The sequence below is a fragment of the Nitrosospira sp. TNL200 genome, from assembly GCF_055386305.1.
On the sequence record NZ_AP041003.1, the window covers coordinates 2,966,634 to 2,986,458 of the forward strand.

Sequence of the window (19,825 nt, forward strand, 5' to 3'; positions counted from 1 at the left end):
CCCATGCACCAGCAGAGCCAGTGGAACCTGAGAATTGCCAGCTGGCACACCGATAGGATGGCGTTGCATGCGGTACGTGAAGCCGTATTTATCCGGGAACAGCATGTCGCTCCCGAGCTGGAGTGGGATGAATTTGACACGCATTGCATACACGTGCTGGCAACGAATGCGGTGGAAGGCGCTATCGGCACTGGAAGATTGTTGGCGAACGGGACGATCGGCCGCATGGCGGTGCTGAAGGCATGGCGCGGCAAGGGGGTGGGGCGAGCGATCCTCCTCCGGCTGGCGGGAGAAGCAAGAAAGCAGCACCTGCAGCAGGTCGCCTTACATGCACAGTTGCACGCCAGGGAATTTTATCGAAAGTTCGGCTTCGAAATCAGGGGAGAGGAATTCATGGAAGCGGGAATTCCTCATATCAGGATGATATTGAAGCTCTGCGGCAGAGTTGAATGAGCTGTTGCGCAAAATTAAAGGCGCGGGTTAACTCAACCTAAAATGGCAACGTAAAATCGAGCGACAACACAACCTGGTCCTTGCGGCCCCCGAAAGGCCGGTATGTAGCGCCATGCATCGCGTCAACGTTATCGTACCGGACGTTCGGACGAACGTTGAACTGCTGTGCCGGTTTCCAGTCCAGCTTGAGTGTCTTTGCCGCTTTCCAGTTCATGCCTACTGTGATTGCATAATAATCTGCAGGGACCGCAGTGCTGTTGCCGAGTTGCCCGGATCCCAGCGCGTAACTGAACCCCCGGTTATTGGTGGCCGCTGAGACACGCCCGGGTGAAAAAACGCGAAAGCCATCCTGATCCCGAAACCATTCGGCACGCATGCCCACGGATAATTCAGGCGTCAGGTCATAGTATAAATGCGTGTTGATGCCATACCACTGAGCATTTTTATTGACGCCATTCAGCAAGACTCCGCTAGCGTAACCGTGGTCGTGCTGGAATACAAAAAAAGTCTTTGGCGTAACCTGGTGCTTCATTACCAAGCTGTACATTCCCCAGGGCTCAGTGCTGCGCGTGGAAGTTTCGCCATAGGTACCGCTGAGATTGATTGAACTTCCCATGTCGTCGCTCGTCCAGGTTATACCAGCGATTCCGCCCCAGTTACCCAGTTGTTTGTCAAAGCCGCCATCCCAGCCACCGGTCGCGCTACCCGTGGTAGTAGCCCCTACGAGAGACCAGTTCTTGTTGATCTTGTAGTTGCCCAATATGCCGGTATGCGTAAAGGGCTCGCCATATTGCATGGTATAGGCATGGGTATAGAAGAAGTTGTCCGGCGCGGGAACCGATTCGTACCCGATAGGAGTATAAAAATGGCCCATCTTGACATTCAGGCCATTGCCAACGGGAACATAAGCCTCCGCGTAGGCCTGTGGAAACGCAATGCCATAATACCGGGTTGAAGCGCAGCACACATCGAGATCCCAGTTGCTTCTCGCCAAAGGCTGGCCGGTATTCACATCAAAGGAAGGGACACCGTAGGCCTGGGTAAATATGGCATCCGAGCCGAACATGAAATCGATTCGGCCTCCGATATCCCAGGTGCTGCCTTCCGCCACAACCGCACGCTGCACAAATATATTGAACTGGTTTAGCTGTGCACGGTTAGAACGATCAGCGAATGTAACCGGCCCGTTGAACCCCGCGCTCTGGCTGGGATTGAAAGTTGCCCCGCCATTGATCCACCCTCCTACCTTTATTCCGCTATCCCTCAGCAGCTTCATTACGCTGTTGTCATCGGTGTCGGCGGCTGCGCCGGCTGCCGCAACCAGCAGGCCACTCGCGAGGGCAAATGTCATAAGGCTCCTGCATTTTTGCGTGCCCATAGGATGATCCCTTTCCCCCCTCGGGTAAAGACACTACAATTGATATGGTATTATGTCCACGAACGTATCACGGTATATATTAAATATATGTGAAATTTATGTGAAAATTTTGTTAATTGTGAGAAATTTGTGAACTGAGCCGGGCGCTAAACGTGTCTCGCCCCTGAAATAGATTCCGGAATACCGGTCGAGACAAATTCTGCTTTCAAAATCTGCGGTATTCAGCAGGAAATGAACAATCATCCCCTCTCGATGCAAGCAAGAAAGCGAGATTGACAGATGATTCGGGAATAGGGAAAAATCAAGGAAGGAAACGGGATCGGCGCTTGGGAATGCCGGAGGAGGATTATTCTGCTGGCACCGGCGGTTCTGTGCAAGAAAGTGCCCGAGGTGATTGTCCATGCACGAATTTTTATCTTATGCGCAAATCTGGATATGGAATCCAGATCAGGATTAAATTGGCTGCGGCGGGATTATTCCTCTTTTGCCTTAAGCCTGAAGCGGCAAACATTGCCGCCACGGGCCATGCATTCGCTTTGCTCGACCTTGCTATCTGTAAAGGTTTCCATCAAACCCCGGTCAAGGTGGCAAATCTCCTGATCCCTTTTGGCCATGCTGTGGAAAACACAGTTGTCCGCTTCTATTACCGCTTCGCCCTGGGAATAAGTTGCCTTTCGCGCACTATATCCCAGCTGGTCCATTACTTCCGCCAACTTCTCGACCTTCTCCTCATGAGTGCTCAATCCTGGATATTGGCTTCTTATCTGCCTGGCGACATTGGCTCCGATCTCGTTCATGCGCTTGCCCATATTCTCCAGGCCTTCCTCCTGCCTTACGGAAGCCAAGACTAATTGCGCAAGCCATGAATACTGCCGGGGCGACATCTCCATGCCCGATTCCGTGAGTACATATAATTGTTGCGGCCGGCCTCCCCCTGACGGACGCGTGGATCCTGCGGCAACCAATCCCGCCGCTTCCAGCGATGAAAGATGCTGTCTCACCGCGTTCCGTGTGATCTCCAGTCCTTTCGATAACTCTTCCACGCTGAGGCCATTTCTGCCGCTACGCAGTAACTTGAGCAATTGTTTCTGCCGCTCACCCATGATTATCCGCCTTTCCAGGTATCAGGCATCTAGTCGTACCTGATAATATGATAGCTCGTTAATAATGGAATTTAGTTATTTCTCCATCAGTTATAAATAATCTAAAGTTATAACATATATAACTTGACAAAGTGTTCCACCCTATTATATTATACTTTTACTGCCCGTACGTTCAAATTCTTAAAAATAGGCTGGAAAAATCAACGCAGGGTGTCCCGGTTTTGGGTCAAATTTTGGCGATGGGAGGGCACAGAAACCCGTTCATTCTGATTAGAAAGGAATAATTGCGTCCAAGGAAAAAAGGAATTGATGCTTGTGATTATTGAAGGGCCTGAACGGCTGATCGATTCCATCCGCTCTATCGTAACGAAAATTGGGACGTATATTCAGTTTCTGCACAGGTTTCCAATCCATTTTCAGCCGCTTTGCCGGCTTCCAGTTCATGCCCAGGGTAATCGCATAATAATCGGAAGGCGCACTGATAAAGGGAAAATTGCCAGCGAAGCTGGCCCCCGTGTTATCGGTCGCGGCGAGTACCCGAAAGGGAGAAACAACCCGGAAACCATCCCTGTCGCGGAACCATTCACCCCGGATACCGATGGTGAGATCGTTCAACAGATCGTAATAAACATGCGTGTTGATTCCATACCATTCCGCATTCTTGGGCGCTCCATTCAATAAGACGCCACCTGCATAACCGTGCACATGATGGAGTACCAGATGCGTCCTGGACGTGATCCGGTGTTGCAGCACAAGGCTGTACATGCCCCAGGGCTCGTGGCTGCGCGTGGACGTGGCACTATAGGTTCCCGTGATATTGGCTGAAGTTCTTCGGTCGTCGCTGACCCATGTAATACCTCCCAGGCCACCCCAGTTTCCCAGCTGCCTATCAAAAGTGCCATCCCAACCACCGGTGCTGCTTCCAGTGACCGCCCCTCCCATCAAAGACCAATTTCCGGTCAATGCGTAATTCCCCACCACGCCGATATGAGTAAACGGCTCGCCATTCATGAAAGAATAGGCATGGGTATAGAAAAAATTATCGGGCGCGGCCACCGTCTCGTATCCCGTAGGCGAATAAAAATGACCCGCCTTGATGTTCAGTCCGTTGCCAATGGGCACATAGGCTTCCACATACGCCTGCGGAAGCGCGATGCCATAGGTGCGAGTGGATTTACAGCATATGTTGAGATCCCAGTCTCCCCGCTTTAGAGGCTGGCCGGAGTTGACATCAAAGGGAGGAATGCCAAAGGCCTGCGTATAAATTGCATCGGTGCCGAACATGAAGTCGAAGCGCCCGCCTATGTCCCAGGACTTGCCCTCCGTTACTACGGTGCGCTGCAAAAATACATTGAATTGATTTAACTGGAACCTATTTGCGCGGTCTGCGAAAGTGACCGGCCCGTTATAGCCGTTGCCGGGATTACCTGGGTTATAAGTCGCACCGGCATTTATCCACCCCCCCACCTTGAAGCCGCCTTCCTCGAAGAGATTTCCTATACGATTTCCTATATCGCTTGCATTAACGCTGCCGGAACCCAGAATAACCAGCAAAAAACTACCCACGGCGAGAACAAGCTCGCCTCCACGTTTCCGCACCCACTTCATTCGTGCATTTCCTCAAGTTCCACAGGCATGAGAACCGGGTAATGCACTGGTTCCTGGCTAAAGACAAGACCCAGATTCGCCGCTATTCCTTCTGCATCTCCAGTTTGTCCAAACAACCTCGCCCCCATACAGGCAGGACAGCCCCTGCCCATTATGCCCAGCTTCGCACTCATTGCTTCAAAATGGAATGGTAGCGTCCAGCGAAAACAGGAACTGATCCTTCTTGCCGTCAAAAGGACGAAATGCGACATCGATGCCTTCCGCTCTGTCATACCGGATATTGGGACGTATATTGAGCTTCTGCACCGGCTTCCAGTCCATCTTGAGCCTCTTGGCAGGTTTCCAGTTCATTCCCAGCGTAATCTCGTAATAATTCGCAGGAGCGCTGACAAGATGATCCGGATCGCCGGCGAAACTGACACCCTTGTTATTGAGCGCCGACAATATTCGGTAGGGAGAAAAGACGCGCCAGCCATTCCGGTCATGGAAGCGCTCGAGACGAATGCCGATGGACAAATCCTTCAAGAGATCATAGGTCAAATGCGAATTGATGCTATACCATTCCGCATTCCTGATTCCGTCCTCGAAAAAAATCTTGCTGGCCCAGCCATGAGTATGGTGCAGGACGAAATGGGTTTTCGGGGTAATCCTATGCTGCAGCACGGTGCTGTACATGATCCACGGCTCATTGGTCGCGGTTTCGCCGTAAGTACCCCCTATGTTCAACGAGGTTCTTTTATCGTCGCTGGTCCAGATGATGCTGGCCAATCCTCCCCAATTCCTCAGTTGCTTGTCGAAACCGCCATCCCACCCACCAGTTGCGCTCCCGGTGGTGGCAGCGGCCAAAACGGACCAATTCGAGTTGACAGTGTAATTTCCGAGCAAACCGGTATGAGTAAACGGCTCGCCGCTATTCAGGATATAGGCGCGTGTATAAAAGAAGTTATCGGGCGCGGGAACCGTCTCATAGCCCAGGGGGGTATAAAAATGGCCCACCTTGACGTTGAGTCCGTTGCCAACAGGCACATAGGCTTCAAGATAAGCCTGTGGAAGCGCGATGCCATAGGTCCTGGTCGACTTACAGCACAGGTTAAGATCCCAGTTGCCCCTTTGGGAAGGCTGTCCGGTATTTTCGTCAAATGCGGAAATACCAAATGCCTGGGCATAAATCGCATCAGTCCCGAACAGAAAATCGAATCTCCCGCCGATATCCCACTCGGATCCTTCGGAAGGCACCGCACGCTGGATAAATACATTGAATTGATTCAACTGAAATCTGTTGGCGCGGTCGGCAAAGGTGACAGTCCCATTAAAGCCATCGGCCGGATTGTTAGCGTTATAGGTAATTCCTCCATTGATCCAGCCGCCAACCTCCATTCCGCTTTCTTTCCATAGATTCCTTAGATTACTGGCATATACGTCGTCCGGATTCAGCACCGCCATCAGAATGACCGTTCCGGCGTTAGATATGATCGCTTTTGCCCGCCTGCAGATACGTTCCATTGGTAACCTTTCATTTGAATCTATCATTCTTGGATGGCAAGAAACCACTAATCCAATTTCATCCCAGGAATAATTTATAAGCGGGATTCTTGGTCTCATCCCAATAATGGTTATCGAGCTTGTGGAGAAATTCATCGAACTCGGCCTTCTCTTCCGGAGGAACTTCCATGCCGACCAGTACCCGGCCGTAATCGGCGCCGTGATTCCGGTAGTGGAACAAACTGATATTCCAGTGATGGCTCATGCTGTTGAGGAATTTCATCAGCGCCCCCGGCCGGTCCGGGAATTCGAAGCGATAAAGGAGCTCGTTCTTGACCTCGCGCGCGCGCCCGCCGACGAGGTGGCGTATATGAAGTTTTGCCATTTCGTTGTCGCTCAGATCCACCGTCTGCAGACCGCTTTGCTGCAGGCCATGAATCAGCGCGGTCGCTTCGTCCCGATCGCGGACGGATACGGCCACAAATACATGCGCCTCTTTCGGATCGGCATAACGATAATTGAATTCCGTGATGCTTTTTGTTCCGAGCATCGAACAAAATTTCTTGAAGCTGCCTGGCTCTTCGGGAATGGTTACCGCCATTACCGCTTCCCGCTGCTCGCCCAGTTCTGCTCGTTCGGATACGTGGCGCAGCCGGTCAAAATTCATATTGGCGCCTGAAGCAACAGCAATAAAGTTTTTGCCGCGTATATTCTCTCGCCTGGCATAGATTTTCGCACCGGCCACAGACAGGGCGCCAGACGGTTCCAGAATGGCGCGTGTATCCTCGAATACGTCTTTTATCGCCGCGCAGATCGTGTCTGTATCGACCAGTATGATCTCATCGACCAGTTCACGGCACAAACGCAGCGGTTCTGCGCCCACCTGTTTGACAGCAACGCCATCGGCGAACAACCCGACCTGAGGAAGCCTGACCAGCCGGCCTTTCTGCAATGATTGAAACATCGAGTTCGCATCAACGGGCTCGACCCCGATCATCTTGATATCCGGATAAAGCCTTTTTACGTAGGCCGCGATGCCGGAAATGAGCCCCCCACCCCCTACGGGCGCAAATATTGCATGAATGGGGCCAGGATGCTGCCGCAAGATCTCCATTCCAATCGTCCCCTGACCCGCGATCACGTCGGGATCATCATACGGATGAATGAATGTTGCGCGCTCTTCCGACGCCAGTTTCAACGCAAAGGCATAGGCGTCATCATAAGTGTCCCCGTGCATTACCACTGTTGCGCCGCGTGCTTCGACCGCCCGCATTTTGATTTGCGGGGTGGTAACAGGCATGACGATGGTTGCCCGGCAGCCCAGCTTCTGCGCAGCAAGAGCAACCCCTTGCGCATGGTTGCCTGCGGAAGCGGTTATCACACCCCGCTCGAGAACCGCGGAATCCAGCTTGACCATCTTGTTATAAGCGCCCCGCACCTTGAATGAGAATACTTCCTGCACGTCTTCACGCTTCAGGTACAGCTGGTTGCCTATCCGTGCGGACAGGTTTGCAGCGAGCTCGAGTGGACTCTCCTTTGCCACGTCATAAACCTGGGCAGTGAGTATTCGTTCAAGATAATTATTTTTCATGCACCGACCGGATTGGCAGAAACGGAACGTGATTTTAACATGGCAGAGCGAGGTCTAAATACCCGACTTCGTTGTTAAAATCGATGGATAGGATTATTCTCACTACTTTCCACCCATAATTATCGACATGACGCAAGACGAACAAAAACGCGCCGCCGCCGAAGCAGCTATTCAGTATGTTCCCGAGAATTGCATCGTCGGTGTCGGAACTGGCTCAACCGCCAACTATTTCATAGATGCGCTAGCCAGGATCAAGCATAAAATCGAAGGCGCGGTAGCAAGTTCAGAGGCAACCAGCAGCCGGCTCGCGGCTCACGGGATAAGGGTATTCGACCTGAATGACATAGACTCGCTTACCGTATACATCGACGGCGCGGATGAAATCAACCGGGACTTACAGATGATTAAAGGGGGAGGCGGCGCGCTGACCCGGGAAAAAATTGTCGCGGCGGTGGCAAAAACATTTGTTTGTGTTGCCGACCAGAACAAGATTGTGCAGATTCTAGGAAAGTTTCCCCTGCCGGTAGAAGTCATTCCGATGGCGCACAGCCATGTTGCACGCCAGATCATGCGGCTGGGCGGCCAGCCTGCGCTCCGCGAGGGCTTCATCACGGATAACGGCAATATCATCCTGGATGTGCGCGGGCTGCAGATTCATCATCCGGCAGAACTGGAAGCAAGCCTCGACGAAATCACCGGAATCGTGACGAACGGGTTATTCGCGAAGCGTGGTGCCGACGTGCTGCTGCTCGGCACCGATAAAGGTGTCGAGACGATTTCCCGCTGAATTGATGGGAAGTGCAACATCATTGTCATGCTGGCAATGTATTATCTTTTATTTTGACCCATTATTGGCAGATGCGCGATGATAAGCAGCGAGCACATATCCAAACAGTTTGACGCCGATCTCGAGGCTGTGCGTACACGCGTGCTGCATATGGGCGGGTTTGTGGAAGAGCAGATCGAAAAAGCAATTGAAGCGCTTACTTCCGGTAACGAAAACCTGATCGAGAGCATCATTACCGATGATCATCGCGTCAATGCGATGGAAGTGTCCATCGACGAAATCTGCAGTCAGATCATTGCGCGCCGCCAGCCCGCAGCGAGTGATTTGCGGATGATCATGACAGTCATTAAAACGATTACCGATCTGGAGCGCATCGGCGATGAGGCGGAAAAGATAGCCCGCATGGCAAAGCTGATCTATGCGACGGATCGTATGCATATGCCCCGCTTCGTCGAAATCAGGCATGTTGCCAATGTCGCTCTGGAGATGTTGCATAAATCGCTGGATGCCTTCGCGCGACTGGATCTGGAATCTGCGGCACAAGTCGTGCGCCAGGACGAGCAGGTGGACGAAGAATTCCGTTCCATCATGCGGCAGCTCATCACCTTTATGATGGAAGATCCGCGAAAAATTTCCACGGCACTGGAAATACTCTTTATTGCGAAAGCAATAGAGCGTATAGGAGATCATGCAAAAAATATGGCGGAGTATGTGGTCTACATGGTGAAAGGCAGGGATGTGCGCCACGTCACTGTTGAAGAGATCGAGCGCGAAGTAAGGGGGTAAGCGCCGCGACGACCTCCAAAGTCGGCCAGAAAGATCATGCTTGAATATTCCACCCTTGCAGCAGTAGATCTCGGTTCGAACAGCTTTCGTTTGCAGGTGGCAAGGGTGGAAGGCAAGCAACTTTACCCGCTGGACAGCTTGCGTGAAATGGTTCGGCTCGCTGCCGGTCTTGGCGCGGACAAGCGGCTGGACGAGGATTCCCAGGCGCGCGCGCTGGACTGTTTAAAACGCTTTGGCGAGCGTTTGCGGGGCTTTTCGCCTCACGCAGTTCGCGCAGTGGGAACAAATTCACTGCGCGTGGCCCGCAACGCCACGACTTTTCTCAAAAAAGCCGAAGCCGCCATAGGGTTCCCCATCGAAATCATCGCCGGGCGCGAAGAGGCGCGGCTTATCTACCTGGGCGTGGCTCATGGCCTGCCTAATTCTGGAAGTCATCGGCTGGTGATGGATATCGGTGGCGGCTCCACCGAATTCATCATTGGCAGTCGTTTGAAGCCGGTGAAGATGGAAAGCCTTTATATGGGGTGCGTCAGTTACAGTCTGCGATTTTTTCCCGAAGGTAAAATTACGCGCGGTGCGATGAAGCGGGCTGAGCTCGCGGCGGGCAGTGAAATACAAACCATTGCCACGGAGTTTTCCCGGGATCAATGGGAAGAGGCGTTCGGCTCATCCGGCACTGCCCGGGCACTGGGCGAAATAATCAAACTGAACAATTTCGACCTTGCCGCGATTAATGGAGACATCACCAGGGATGGCCTGGAAAATTTTCGCGAACACCTGCTCCGGGCAGGAGAGATAAAAAAACTGGAGATCCCCGGACTGCGCCCTGACCGCGCACCTGTAATCGTGGGAGGCTTCGCCATCATGTCGGCCGCCTTTTCCGAACTGGGTATTCCTAGGATGTCGCAAGCCATGGGGGCCCTGCGGCAAGGCGTGCTGTACGATTTGCTCGGGCGTTTCCATAAGCAAGATATGAGAGAGGTCACAGTAAAGCAGTTCATGCAGCGTTACCGGGTGGATGCTGCCCAGGCCGGGCGCGTGGAAGCATTGGCGCTATCGCTGGGAAAGCAATTGCTTACAGTGAACCCGGACGAAACCGAAGAAATGCTTCAAATCCTCTCATGGGTGGCACGCCTCCACGAAGTAGGCATTTCAGTGGCCCATTCCGGCTATCATAAACACTCCGCATACATTCTTGGTAACGCAGATATGCCAGGGTTTTCCACGATGGAACAACAGCGCATGAGCATGCTCGCGCGCGTCCATAGAGGAACCTGCAGCAAAGCGCAAGAGTTCATGGTCGAGGCACATGATATTCCCCTGCTGCTGGCGCTGCGTTTCGCCACGCTGTTCTATCGCAGCCGCAGCGATGTTCCGTTACCCGACATTGGAATTCGGCTCGACGATAGGGAGATCGGACTAGCCATCGACAGCGAATGGCTGGAACGTAACCCGTTGACACAAACCGCGCTGTCGGCAGAAATAGAGCAATGGGCGTGCCTTGGATTCGATCTCAGTATCGGGGATACGCCTGTATACGGCAATCCGGTGAGCGGGATAGCCAGAAGCATGAAGGAAACGTGGATCCAGTAAGGCGATGGCAGCCCACTCCCGGAAGAGATCGAGAAAATCGGGATTGCCACCCGGCACTCTGGTGCATCTCGGCAAGACCAAGGCGACCGCACCCCTCATCACGCTGACGGAATATGACGAAAGCGATATCCGGGAATCGGTGGTTCCCGCCTCCGAACTGGCGCACAAGATCTGCTCAGCGCGGGGAACCATCTGGGTCAACCTGCATGGCTTGCATGACATCACCATACTTGAGCAAATGGGAGCGCTCTTCAACCTTCACCCCCTCGTTCTGGAGGACATACTCAATACGAACCAGCGGCCAAAGCTTGAGGATTACGGGAATTATCTCTACCTCGTGCTGAAGACCTTTGCTTATAAAAATACGGTAGCCGAAGAAGCGCTGGATTCGGATCAAGTCAGCCTAGTGCTGGGAAAAAATTTTGTCCTCACCTTTCTGGAAGGGGATGACGCTCAATTCGACTCGGTTCGAGAGCGCCTGCATCTGGGCAAGGGGCAAATAAGGAAACTGGGAGCGGACTTCCTGATATACAGTTTGATCGATGCGATTGTCGACAGCTACTTCGTCATCCTGGAGCGGATTGATGAAAAAACCGAAGCACTGGAAGCGGAATTGATCGAGCGTCCTCAACCTTTCACCCTGCATTCAATTTATCGCCTCAAGCGCGAAGGCGTATTCCTGAGAAAATCACTCTGGCCGCTAAGAGAAGTCATCAATTCGCTGCAAAGGGGGAATTCTCCGCTCATCACCAGCAATACCCTGCTTTATATGAGGGATGTGTATGACCATACCATCCATATCATCGACTCGGTCGAGTCGCTGCGTGACCTGACGGCGGGGATGCTTGATATATATATGTCGAGCGTCAGTTATCGTATCAGCACAGTAATGAAAGTACTGACCGTCATCACCACCATATTCATGCCTTTGGGCCTGATAGCGAGCCTTTATGGCATGAATTTCAGATACCTGCCCGGGCTTGACTGGCATTGGGGATTTTTCGCGGTGCTGGGCGTGATGCTGACTATCAGCATCGGAATGCTGGCACTGTTTCGCTGGAAAAAATGGCTGTAGGGAGCCAGTGAACCGAATTGCTGGCAGCCTGCCGGCAGGCTGCTAGGGAAGCGCTGAACAAATCCTCGCTGAACGCGTTGCTGGTAAAATCAGGATGATCATAAGGCGCGCGACGAAGGTCGTAGCCGGGAGCGCCCGATTTTACCGTAACCCTTATGGGGCGGGGCTTTATTCAGCGCTTCCCTAGAATTCGAATACTTGTCCGCGTACCGCTCTCTCCACCTGGAAACCTTCAGCCGCCTTCCGGATTTCCGCCATCGTGGCATCTTCATTGCCGGGTTCCATATGGGTGATTAAAAAGTGGACTGATTTGTTCAGATGCTTTAATCCGAGCGCCAGCAGTTTTGGGCGCATATGGCCGGCAACTCTGGCTGCAGCGGTATTGCAGTCAAGAAATGTCGCCTCGATCATCAGGTAGCGCAGATTGGTAATGGCTCTCAAGGCATGCCAGAATGGGGGGTAATACGTTGTATCCCCGCTGAAGACGAAACTCGCCTTCGGACCTTCGAACTGATAGGCCACGCCTGGCACGGCATGTCGAACCGGCAGCGGCGTAATTCTTCTTCCCGATATGTCCACGGTGCAGTCGACAGCGATTGTTCGAAAGACCAGGTAAGGATTGGCGAGCGTAGGCAAGGAAGTGTAATCCGGCCAGAGCCTGAAATTGAACATGTCCTGTTTCAGAATAGCGCAGGTTTCGGGCAAGGCATAAACAGTAAGAGGCTTGTCGCGGCGCGGTCCCACCATATCCGCAAGCATGGGCAGAAGCGCCGTATGGTCGAGATGGGAATGAGTGAGAAACACGGCGTCGATGCGCAGCATCTGTTCCATCGTCAGGTCGCCCACACCGGTGCCGGCATCCACAAGTATGTCATGATCGAGCATCAGGCAGGTGGTCCTTAGATCAGCCGCAATCCCGCCGGTACATCCCAGTATGGTTAATCGCATCGCGTCTCCAGACGAATACCGCGGATTGCACCATCCATTCCATACCTCGCATCCAGTTTCGTTTCGTACCTCTTAACTCCATTTCCAAGACACTATCTTCACGCCCCTTGCGCGCGCGCAGAATGCAAACAAGGCGGTGAGCAAGCGCGGCGCATCCGGCAAGATCCAGATTTCCCTGAAGCATCTATGGGAATACTGGTTGTATATGAACAATCTTGCGAGGTCAACAAGAGGCAAGGAGCCAGCGCGCATCTGCAGACAGAGAAGCGGCCATGAGCGCCGCGGTGCAAGCCAATCCATATATCCCCCGTGCTGGAACACATTATCGACAGCATGCAATAACTCGGGGGGAAGCTGCGTAAGCGAACAGGTACCCGAAATCAACAGTATGTGGCGACCAGCATCCGGATAACGGGAAAGATACAGGTTCCGGTTATGGCGTGCCAGCTCCTTGAATGAGCGACCGCGGCCAAATGAACCTCCTCCCTTATGTTCTATGCGGGCCTCAGGATATACGCCGAGCCGCCAGCCTTGCAAGGCGAGCCTGCGGCCGAGATCCACATCCTCGTAATAGCCCCGTCCGAACAGAGAGTCGAACCCCCCGATTTCGCTGAAGACATTTCTCCTGATCAGGAACGCATAACCGCGAAGCCGGTGGGTTTGCACGTAGCCTCCCGGCAGGCGCCGATATTTTTCCCATTCGTATTTGGTATATTCGTTACCCGCGGGAATAATGACAGCAAGTTGCGGATCGGCCGAGAATACGGCACACAGCGCCGGCAGGAAATCCTCGCTGGCCACGGTATCCGAATTGAGGATCAGGACATAGGCCGCATCCGAGCGCGCTACAGCGTCATTTACCGATTTTCCGAATCCCTGATTTTTCGACGCGTGAAAGATACGTACGCTCTCATACGGTAGCTGATCGAGCATTTCGCGGGTTTCGGCCTCGGACGCATCATCCTGGATATGGATATATCTTATGGAGCGGCCGAGGTGCGCAACAACGGAATCAACGCACCGGCGGGTTAACGCAGGGGCATTGAATACGGGAATGACTGCATCAATAATGGGTATAGCCGACATGAGGCTCCGGTGCGCCCCTATGCTAACCTTCGGCTTGGTTCATCAGGCCGATGCGGGAGCCGATACGATATCCCGCTCATCGACCGATACCTCGCCGGACTTGGGTCGCACCTGTTCCTCGAGCAATGCAACGTATCGGGACAAGACGTCCTTGCCTCCGACATCGATCATTTCCCTGATGAAACGCTGGCGGTGCTCCTCTATATAGAAAGAATTGCAGCCATGATCGAGAAATCCCTGTATATGCTTATACACATCATCCCGGCAACGCAATTCTGTCTCCGGCATAAACTCAGCCAGGGCAGAACGGCCTGCATGCAGATAATCCCCCGCCATGACAGGCTTCCCGCCCTTGACGGCCTCGAATACGACCGAAGTAGCGAGATCGATTATGACATCCGCCCAGTTCATGAGATAAATCGAATGAACGTTCCCGGCCACGCTCACGTTAGGCATGCGCCGAAGCGAGATATCCTTTGTGAGGGATTGTTGCCAGCCGCCACGAGTATGAGGCTTGATCACGAGCTCCACTCCAGGAAAGCTGGCGATAACACGCACGACTTCCCCCACTTCTTCCCAGAACGTGGAAAAATTGCTCTTCCGCAAAAACATCACGACCTTGAGCTGGCTGTCGGAACGAACCAGGGGAGACGGAGGCATGAACGTGGCCAGCTTTTCCAGCCACTCGTCACAGTATCGCGGCGAACCCAGAACCATCAGCTTGGTATTGTCCATGAAAGGACGAAACCGCACGGAGCATAACTCGTTCGGCACCACCACTTTCTCAAAAATGCCCGCGTTCGCAAACGTCGTGTCGGGTTCCAGCCGCAGTTCCCTGCGCCGGATCAACTGGCTCGCGTGCGGACTATCTCCATGAGGCAGCGATATCGTGCCAAGACCCATCTCCCGCGCGTTGGCCAGCATGATCGAAACCCATTCGACGCAAATTGACGAATTCCTTTCTATCCAGTCGAACACGACCACCCCTTCGTCATGGCGGCCAAAACTTCTTGTCAGCAAGTGCCGGGCCGTACTCTGCCAGACTGGCTCGCGCCGCTTGACATCAAAAATTCCCGCCAGGTATACCATGACGGGACCGATGAAAGGACGGCGCAAACTCCGGATCAATATCAGCGTTTGAAAAAACCACATGAAGAACTCGAATGGCGGCAGCACGTCTCCGATGTAATCCAGCCGTACCCCCTTCAGTTTCTTCAGAAACTGGATGCGATAGTCCCCACGAAATCGCGAATTGCCGATCAGTACGACGTCACAGGTATGTCCTGCATCGACCCATTTGTATATGACAGGGGTGATATGATCTATGTCGTTGTAATGACGAAGGAAGAAAAGCGCTTTCATACCCGGGCTCTTGGCCTTTGATCATTGCCTGAAATCAGCATATCCATCATTCTGTCAATATCAGGTCGCCATTTATGACAGAAAAAGCGTGTGATTGTACATCGTAGCACCCCGGCTTACTAGGGAAGCAATGAACAAATTCTCGTTGAGCGCGTTGCGGAAAAACCGGGGATGATTCATCGGGATGATCATAAGGCGCGCCTCGCCTGCTCCCAGCACAGCGGTATAGTGGTAATATGTCGGCCTGCACGGCCTGCAACGGGCGCCGCGTAATGCAGAGCGCGGCCAATGGTAACTGCCGCATGAATTCGGTAACGACGATACGCTGGATATGATTCTCAAATGAAAATAATTGCTGTGATACCGGCACGCATGGGCTCGACACGCTTTCCCGGAAAACCGCTCGCCATGCTGCTGGGCCGAACCATGCTGGAGCATGTCTACAAACGGGTTGCCATGAGCAAGGTTCTCCATGCGACGTATATTGCGACATGCGATGAGGAAATCCAGAAGGCGGCGCAGGGGTTTGGTGCGCCGGTAATCATGACGGCCAACACCCATGAAAGAGCAAGTGATCGGGTAGCGGAAGCGGTAGCCAGAACTGACGCCGACCTCATCGTGATGGTGCAGGGTGATGAACCAATGACACATCCGAAAATGATCGATGCCGCAGTAGCCCCTTTTCAATCCGATCCGCAACTGGGGTGCGTCAACCTGGTAAAAACCATCGAGTGCAAAGCTGAGTTCCTTGATCCAAACACGATCAAGGTCGTGATGAATCAAAAGGGGGATGCGATCTACATGTCGAGGCAACCGATCCCGACCGCCCCCCCATCGAATGCTCAGGAGTTTTTCCACCCCGCAGCCCATAAGCAGGTTTGCATCATTCCATTCAGACGGGAAACACTGGCTGATTTTGCGCGATTGCCATCCACTCCGCTGGAACAACTGGAGTCGGTAGACATGCTACGACTGCTGGAACATGGGTACCGGATAAAAATGGTGGAGACGCAGTTCAGTACTCAAGCAGTGGATACCCAGGCCGACCTGGAAAAGGTAGCCCGGCTGATGATGGCCGATCCCTTGCTGGCTTCTTACTGAACGATGCCCCCCGACCGGGCAATGACGCTTTCCTGCTGACACCTCGGATATCCATGGAATTGAAATCAAGACTGGCGGCAAATGAACTGACCATCGGATCATGGATCACGCTGGGACATCCGGCAATCGCAGAGATCATGGCTTCCGCGGGTTTCGACTGGCTGGTGCTGGATACCGAGCACAGCGTTCTGGAACTGAGCGAGGTTCAGATGCTGATCCAGGTGCTCGACAGTCTGCGATGCCCTGCTATCGTACGGCTCACCTCGAATCATCCCGATCAGATCAAACGTGTCATGGACGCTGGCGCCACAGGCGTAATGGTTCCCATGGTCAACAAGGCTTCCGACGCTGAAGCGGCGGTACAGGCTGTATATTATCCGCCTCGAGGCCGGCGCGGCGTGGGCTTGGCTCGCGCGCAAGGCTATGGCGCCCGATTTCAGCAATACCGCCACTGGATGGACGACAATGCGGTAATCATAGCAATGATCGAACATATCGACGCGGTAAACGCAATCGATTCCATTCTTTCGGTCCCCGGCATCGATGCATATATTATCGGACCTTACGATCTATCGGGCTCCATGGGACGACCGGGCGAACTCGATTATCCCGAGGTTCAATCCGCCATAGAACATGTGCGGGAGGCCGGACGGCGCCTGCAAAAAGCCGGCGGCATCCATATAGTCGAGCCGGACCTGGATCGGCTTCGGCAAAGCATCGATGCGGGCTTTACATTCCTGGGCTACGGTCTGGACATACGCATACTCGACACCCTGTGCCGCAGCCATATGCAACATATAAGGGCATCACTATGAGCAACCTCGCCATCTCCACTTCATCGTTCGACATCGACGGCAACCCTCCTCTCAAGCATTTATTGAGGGAAGGAATGCATATCGTCAAAAACAGCCATGGACGCAAGCTGACGGAAGACGAGACAATCGCGCTGCTGGGCAGCGATACCGTCGGAATGATTGCAGGCATCGAGCCTTTGACGGAGCGGGTATTCGCAGGCGCCAGAGGTTTGAAAGTCGTGTCTCGTTGCGGAAGCGGCCTTGACAGTGTGGATCTCGCAGCGGCGAAGCGCTATGGAATCAGCGTCTTCAATACGCCGGAAGCGCCCGCGCAGGCGGTCGCGGAACTGGCCATGTGCATGATACTGGCAGCACTAAGGCGCATCTGCGAGATCGATCGCCTGCTGCGGGCTGGCGAATGGCCGCGCATTCAAGGAGGACTGCTTGCGGCACAGACCGTGGGCATAGTCGGCCTGGGGCGGGTCGGCAAGAGGGTCGCGGCGTTGTGCCAGGCTTTCGGCGCGCAGGTCGTCGCACACGATTCCTATGTTGAGCAATCATTGCCTGGCGTAAAGTTGACCACTTTGCCGGTGCTTCTGGCAGAAGCCAGCGTTGTCAGCCTTCATCTCACCTATGATGCGCAGACACACCATTTGCTGAACGCGGAGGCTTTCTCGCGGATGAAGCCTGGCGCGGTCGTAGTCAATACGGCCCGAGGAGGACTCATCGACGAAGCTGCTTTGGCCGAGGCATTGAACACTGGGCGCCTGGGAGCTGCCGCGCTGGACGTATTCGAACAGGAACCTTATCACGGTCCGCTGCTCCAATGCGACAAAGCCATCCTCACCTCGCATGTCGGCTCTCTTGCCAGGGAATCCCGCCAACGCATGGAAATCGAAGCTGCGGAAAACCTGCGGCGAGGACTGGTTAGCGCGGGTTTGATCAAGGAAGATTAAATCCAAATCCGGCAGTTGACCGCTCATTTCCAGTTTAGAGCCATGATCCACAAAGACTTCCCACGATACTTGGCATTCACCTATATGGTGAGTTCGCTACTGAATTTAGGCTAAAAACCATGCTTAATGAGACTGCGATAGTGTTTGGGGCGAGCGGCTTTCTTGGCAGCCATGTGGCCGACGCCCTGTCTATCGCAGGCTATCGGGTACGCTTGTTCGATCGCACTGCTTCTCCCTACAGGCGCGACGACCAGGAAATGATCATTGGCGACATCATGGATCTTTCCCAGGTGGTCGAAGCGGCGAAAGGCACCAACGCGGTCTACAATTTCGCCGCCATCGCCGATATCGACGAAGCCCATGACAAGCCGCTGGCGACAGCCACCGTCAACGTACTGGGCAACATGCATGCGCTGGAGGCTGCCCGTATAGCAGGGGTTCGGCGCTTCGTCTTCGCCAGCACGATTTACGTCTATTCCGAATCGGGCTCCTTCTATCGCGCAAGCAAACAGGCAGCGGAGCGCTTTATAGAAACCTATCATGAACGCTATGGGCTGGATTACAGCATCCTGCGCTACGGCTCGCTTTATGGCCGGCGCGCAGATGCGCGCAATGGCATCTACCGGATGCTGCATGAAGCGGTGGAGCGCCATTCGATAACTTATCATGGAACCGGCGAGGCAATCAGAGAGTATATCCATGTAGAAGATGCGGCACGCATGAGCGTACAAATACTGGCGCCCGAGTTCGCAAATCGCCATCTTATTTTGACCGGCCAGGAAAGACTGCGTATCAGGGAAGTAATGACCATGATCTCCGAGATAATGCCCTGGCATGTCGATCTCCATTTCGACGAAGCCAATGCGGTACATCACTACGAAATAACCCCTTATGCGTTTCAACCGCGTATCGGCCACAAACTGGTGCTGAACGAGCATGTGGATCTGGGGCAGGGACTGCTGGACTGCTTGCGCGATATTCATCAAAAGATACATCACTCCAGCAAGGATGATGAAACTGCTCCCCTGGCATCGGACAACAAGGCATGAAGACGCGGAAGTGGCAAGCCATCATTTTCGATTTCGATGGCGTGGTGGTGGAATCAGGGGATATCAAAACCCAGGCCTTTGCCAATCTCTATCAGGCCTATGGGGAAACAGTCATGGCTGAGGTGGCCCGCTATCACCGGCTGCACGGAGGCATGTCCCGCTACGATAAATTTCATTACTTCCAGAAACACATCCTGATGAAGCCGCCGCTGACCCGCGAAGAAGAACGGGAGCTGGACCGGCGTTTCTCGGAACTGGTGATGGAAGCGGTCATTGCCAGCGAGGCTGTGCCGGGCGCTGCCGAATTGATCCGGAAGGAATTCTCGAGAATCCCCCTATTTGTCGCTTCCGGTACGCCGGAACCGGAACTGAACATGATCGTCCAGCGCCGGGGGCTTGCGGCCTACTTCACTGCGGTACGCGGATCACCGACGCCAAAGCATACTCTCATCGCAGATATTTTGGCCACCCATGGGCTCCCGCCCGATCAGGTGCTGATGATAGGCGATGCACTTATCGACCTGCACAGCGCACGGCTTAACAAAGTGGCGTTCGTGGGCCGCGTGCGTCACGGCGATAACAATCCTTTCCCGGAAGATGTGGATGTCGTGCCCGATCTGATTCCGCTGGCCTGACAACCTCCACCGACACCTCCTTGTACCCGAAAATCCCG

At 53.6% G+C, this 19,825-nt stretch carries 18 protein-coding genes; 10 read left to right on the plus strand and 8 right to left on the minus strand.

The annotated features are described in order from the left end of the window. Positions 1-3 precede the first annotated feature (3 nt). The gene (locus tag ACZ5CE_RS13410; RefSeq protein WP_464575403.1) at positions 4-453 is read left to right on the plus strand and encodes a GNAT family N-acetyltransferase; all 450 of its coding nucleotides are present in this window, start codon (positions 4-6) and stop codon (positions 451-453) included. A 37-nt stretch (positions 454-490) separates the two neighbouring features. Here ACZ5CE_RS13410 and ACZ5CE_RS13415 read toward each other — a convergent pair whose 3' ends face one another. From ACZ5CE_RS13415 to ilvA, 5 genes are all read right to left on the minus strand, one after another. Continuing rightward, positions 491-1,804: a porin gene (locus ACZ5CE_RS13415; RefSeq protein ID WP_464575404.1), complete on the minus strand. Its 1,314-nt coding sequence runs from the start codon at positions 1,802-1,804 to the stop codon at positions 491-493. Between the two features lie 500 nt (positions 1,805-2,304). Then, on the minus strand, positions 2,305-2,934 hold the full coding sequence (locus tag ACZ5CE_RS13420; protein WP_464575405.1) for a helix-turn-helix transcriptional regulator: 630 nt from the start codon (positions 2,932-2,934) through the stop codon (positions 2,305-2,307). Positions 2,935-3,204: 270 nt separating this feature from the next. Then, positions 3,205-4,542, minus strand: a complete 1,338-nt coding sequence (locus ACZ5CE_RS13425; protein WP_464575406.1) for a porin — start codon at positions 4,540-4,542, stop codon at positions 3,205-3,207. Positions 4,543-4,719: 177 nt separating this feature from the next. After that, a complete protein-coding gene (locus ACZ5CE_RS13430) occupies positions 4,720-6,045 on the minus strand; it encodes a porin (protein WP_464575407.1) in 1,326 nt (441 codons plus the stop codon). A gap of 58 nt (positions 6,046-6,103) precedes the next feature. Continuing rightward, positions 6,104-7,615, minus strand: coding sequence for a threonine ammonia-lyase, biosynthetic (gene ilvA, locus ACZ5CE_RS13435; protein WP_464575408.1), 1,512 nt, complete (start codon positions 7,613-7,615; stop codon positions 6,104-6,106). 127 nt (positions 7,616-7,742) lie between these two features. Between ilvA and rpiA the strand changes: the two genes are divergently transcribed. The 4 genes from rpiA to corA all read left to right on the plus strand — a co-directional run bounded on the left by rpiA (position 7,743) and on the right by corA (position 11,856). Beyond that, positions 7,743-8,402 carry a ribose-5-phosphate isomerase RpiA gene (gene rpiA / locus ACZ5CE_RS13440; protein WP_464575409.1) on the plus strand — a complete coding sequence of 220 codons (660 nt, stop codon included), beginning with the start codon at positions 7,743-7,745 and terminating at the stop codon, positions 8,400-8,402. Positions 8,403-8,480: 78 nt separating this feature from the next. After that, complete coding sequence (gene phoU / locus ACZ5CE_RS13445) at positions 8,481-9,188, plus strand: phosphate signaling complex protein PhoU (protein ID WP_464575410.1); 708 nt, start codon at positions 8,481-8,483, stop codon at positions 9,186-9,188. A gap of 36 nt (positions 9,189-9,224) precedes the next feature. Next, positions 9,225-10,781 (plus strand): exopolyphosphatase, encoded by a 1,557-nt coding sequence (gene ppx / locus ACZ5CE_RS13450; protein ID WP_464575411.1) that lies wholly within the window; start codon positions 9,225-9,227, stop codon positions 10,779-10,781. A 4-nt stretch (positions 10,782-10,785) separates the two neighbouring features. Further along, positions 10,786-11,856, plus strand: a complete 1,071-nt coding sequence (corA, locus tag ACZ5CE_RS13455; protein ID WP_464575412.1) for a magnesium/cobalt transporter CorA — start codon at positions 10,786-10,788, stop codon at positions 11,854-11,856. A gap of 183 nt (positions 11,857-12,039) precedes the next feature. On the opposite strand, the gene ACZ5CE_RS13460 is transcribed toward corA, so the two are convergent. From ACZ5CE_RS13460 to ACZ5CE_RS13470, 3 genes are all read right to left on the minus strand, one after another. Next, entirely contained in the window at positions 12,040-12,804 is a 765-nt protein-coding gene (locus ACZ5CE_RS13460; RefSeq protein WP_464575413.1) for a 3',5'-cyclic-nucleotide phosphodiesterase, read from the minus strand. A 72-nt stretch (positions 12,805-12,876) separates the two neighbouring features. Then, on the minus strand, positions 12,877-13,890 hold the full coding sequence (locus ACZ5CE_RS13465; RefSeq protein WP_464575414.1) for a glycosyltransferase family 2 protein: 1,014 nt from the start codon (positions 13,888-13,890) through the stop codon (positions 12,877-12,879). A gap of 42 nt (positions 13,891-13,932) precedes the next feature. After that, positions 13,933-15,252: a hypothetical protein gene (locus ACZ5CE_RS13470; RefSeq protein WP_464575415.1), complete on the minus strand. Its 1,320-nt coding sequence runs from the start codon at positions 15,250-15,252 to the stop codon at positions 13,933-13,935. Between the two features lie 342 nt (positions 15,253-15,594). On the opposite strand from ACZ5CE_RS13470, the gene ACZ5CE_RS13475 reads away from it, so the two are divergent. The 5 genes from ACZ5CE_RS13475 (at position 15,595) to ACZ5CE_RS13495 (ending at position 19,787) form a co-directional block, all read left to right on the plus strand. After that, positions 15,595-16,353 carry a 3-deoxy-manno-octulosonate cytidylyltransferase gene (locus ACZ5CE_RS13475; protein WP_464575416.1) on the plus strand — a complete coding sequence of 253 codons (759 nt, stop codon included), beginning with the start codon at positions 15,595-15,597 and terminating at the stop codon, positions 16,351-16,353. Between the two features lie 53 nt (positions 16,354-16,406). Continuing rightward, positions 16,407-17,168, plus strand: coding sequence for an HpcH/HpaI aldolase family protein (locus ACZ5CE_RS13480; RefSeq protein ID WP_464575417.1), 762 nt, complete (start codon positions 16,407-16,409; stop codon positions 17,166-17,168). After that, positions 17,165-18,103 carry a phosphoglycerate dehydrogenase gene (locus ACZ5CE_RS13485; RefSeq protein WP_464575418.1) on the plus strand — a complete coding sequence of 313 codons (939 nt, stop codon included), beginning with the start codon at positions 17,165-17,167 and terminating at the stop codon, positions 18,101-18,103. Before ACZ5CE_RS13480 ends, ACZ5CE_RS13485 begins: the two co-directional genes overlap by 4 nt. 119 nt (positions 18,104-18,222) lie before the next feature. After that, positions 18,223-19,152, plus strand: coding sequence for an NAD-dependent epimerase/dehydratase family protein (locus ACZ5CE_RS13490; RefSeq protein WP_464575419.1), 930 nt, complete (start codon positions 18,223-18,225; stop codon positions 19,150-19,152). Then, the gene (locus tag ACZ5CE_RS13495; RefSeq protein ID WP_464575420.1) at positions 19,149-19,787 is read left to right on the plus strand and encodes an HAD family hydrolase; all 639 of its coding nucleotides are present in this window, start codon (positions 19,149-19,151) and stop codon (positions 19,785-19,787) included. The genes ACZ5CE_RS13490 and ACZ5CE_RS13495 overlap by 4 nt, the downstream gene beginning before the upstream one ends. Positions 19,788-19,825: the final 38 nt, after the last annotated feature.

What these genes read in the sequence shown, in the direction of transcription:
- phoU (WP_464575410.1), top strand. Translation starts at nt 8,481, where the DNA reads ATGATAAGCAGCGAGCACATATCCAAACAGTTTGACGCCGATCTCGAG.
- ACZ5CE_RS13470 (WP_464575415.1), bottom strand. Translation starts at nt 15,252, where the DNA reads ATGAAAGCGCTTTTCTTCCTTCGTCATTACAACGACATAGATCATATC.
- ACZ5CE_RS13495 (WP_464575420.1), top strand. Translation starts at nt 19,149, where the DNA reads ATGAAGACGCGGAAGTGGCAAGCCATCATTTTCGATTTCGATGGCGTG.
- rpiA (WP_464575409.1), top strand. Translation starts at nt 7,743, where the DNA reads ATGACGCAAGACGAACAAAAACGCGCCGCCGCCGAAGCAGCTATTCAG.
- ACZ5CE_RS13490 (WP_464575419.1), top strand. Translation starts at nt 18,223, where the DNA reads ATGCTTAATGAGACTGCGATAGTGTTTGGGGCGAGCGGCTTTCTTGGC.
- ACZ5CE_RS13425 (WP_464575406.1), bottom strand. Translation starts at nt 4,542, where the DNA reads ATGAAGTGGGTGCGGAAACGTGGAGGCGAGCTTGTTCTCGCCGTGGGT.
- ACZ5CE_RS13460 (WP_464575413.1), bottom strand. Translation starts at nt 12,804, where the DNA reads ATGCGATTAACCATACTGGGATGTACCGGCGGGATTGCGGCTGATCTA.
- ACZ5CE_RS13415 (WP_464575404.1), bottom strand. Translation starts at nt 1,804, where the DNA reads ATGACATTTGCCCTCGCGAGTGGCCTGCTGGTTGCGGCAGCCGGCGCA.
- ACZ5CE_RS13410 (WP_464575403.1), top strand. Translation starts at nt 4, where the DNA reads ATGCACCAGCAGAGCCAGTGGAACCTGAGAATTGCCAGCTGGCACACC.
- ACZ5CE_RS13485 (WP_464575418.1), top strand. Translation starts at nt 17,165, where the DNA reads ATGAGCAACCTCGCCATCTCCACTTCATCGTTCGACATCGACGGCAAC.
- ACZ5CE_RS13475 (WP_464575416.1), top strand. Translation starts at nt 15,595, where the DNA reads ATGAAAATAATTGCTGTGATACCGGCACGCATGGGCTCGACACGCTTT.
- corA (WP_464575412.1), top strand. Translation starts at nt 10,786, where the DNA reads ATGGCAGCCCACTCCCGGAAGAGATCGAGAAAATCGGGATTGCCACCC.
- ACZ5CE_RS13420 (WP_464575405.1), bottom strand. Translation starts at nt 2,934, where the DNA reads ATGGGTGAGCGGCAGAAACAATTGCTCAAGTTACTGCGTAGCGGCAGA.
- ACZ5CE_RS13430 (WP_464575407.1), bottom strand. Translation starts at nt 6,045, where the DNA reads ATGGAACGTATCTGCAGGCGGGCAAAAGCGATCATATCTAACGCCGGA.
- ppx (WP_464575411.1), top strand. Translation starts at nt 9,225, where the DNA reads ATGCTTGAATATTCCACCCTTGCAGCAGTAGATCTCGGTTCGAACAGC.
- ACZ5CE_RS13465 (WP_464575414.1), bottom strand. Translation starts at nt 13,890, where the DNA reads ATGTCGGCTATACCCATTATTGATGCAGTCATTCCCGTATTCAATGCC.
- ilvA (WP_464575408.1), bottom strand. Translation starts at nt 7,615, where the DNA reads ATGAAAAATAATTATCTTGAACGAATACTCACTGCCCAGGTTTATGAC.
- ACZ5CE_RS13480 (WP_464575417.1), top strand. Translation starts at nt 16,407, where the DNA reads ATGGAATTGAAATCAAGACTGGCGGCAAATGAACTGACCATCGGATCA.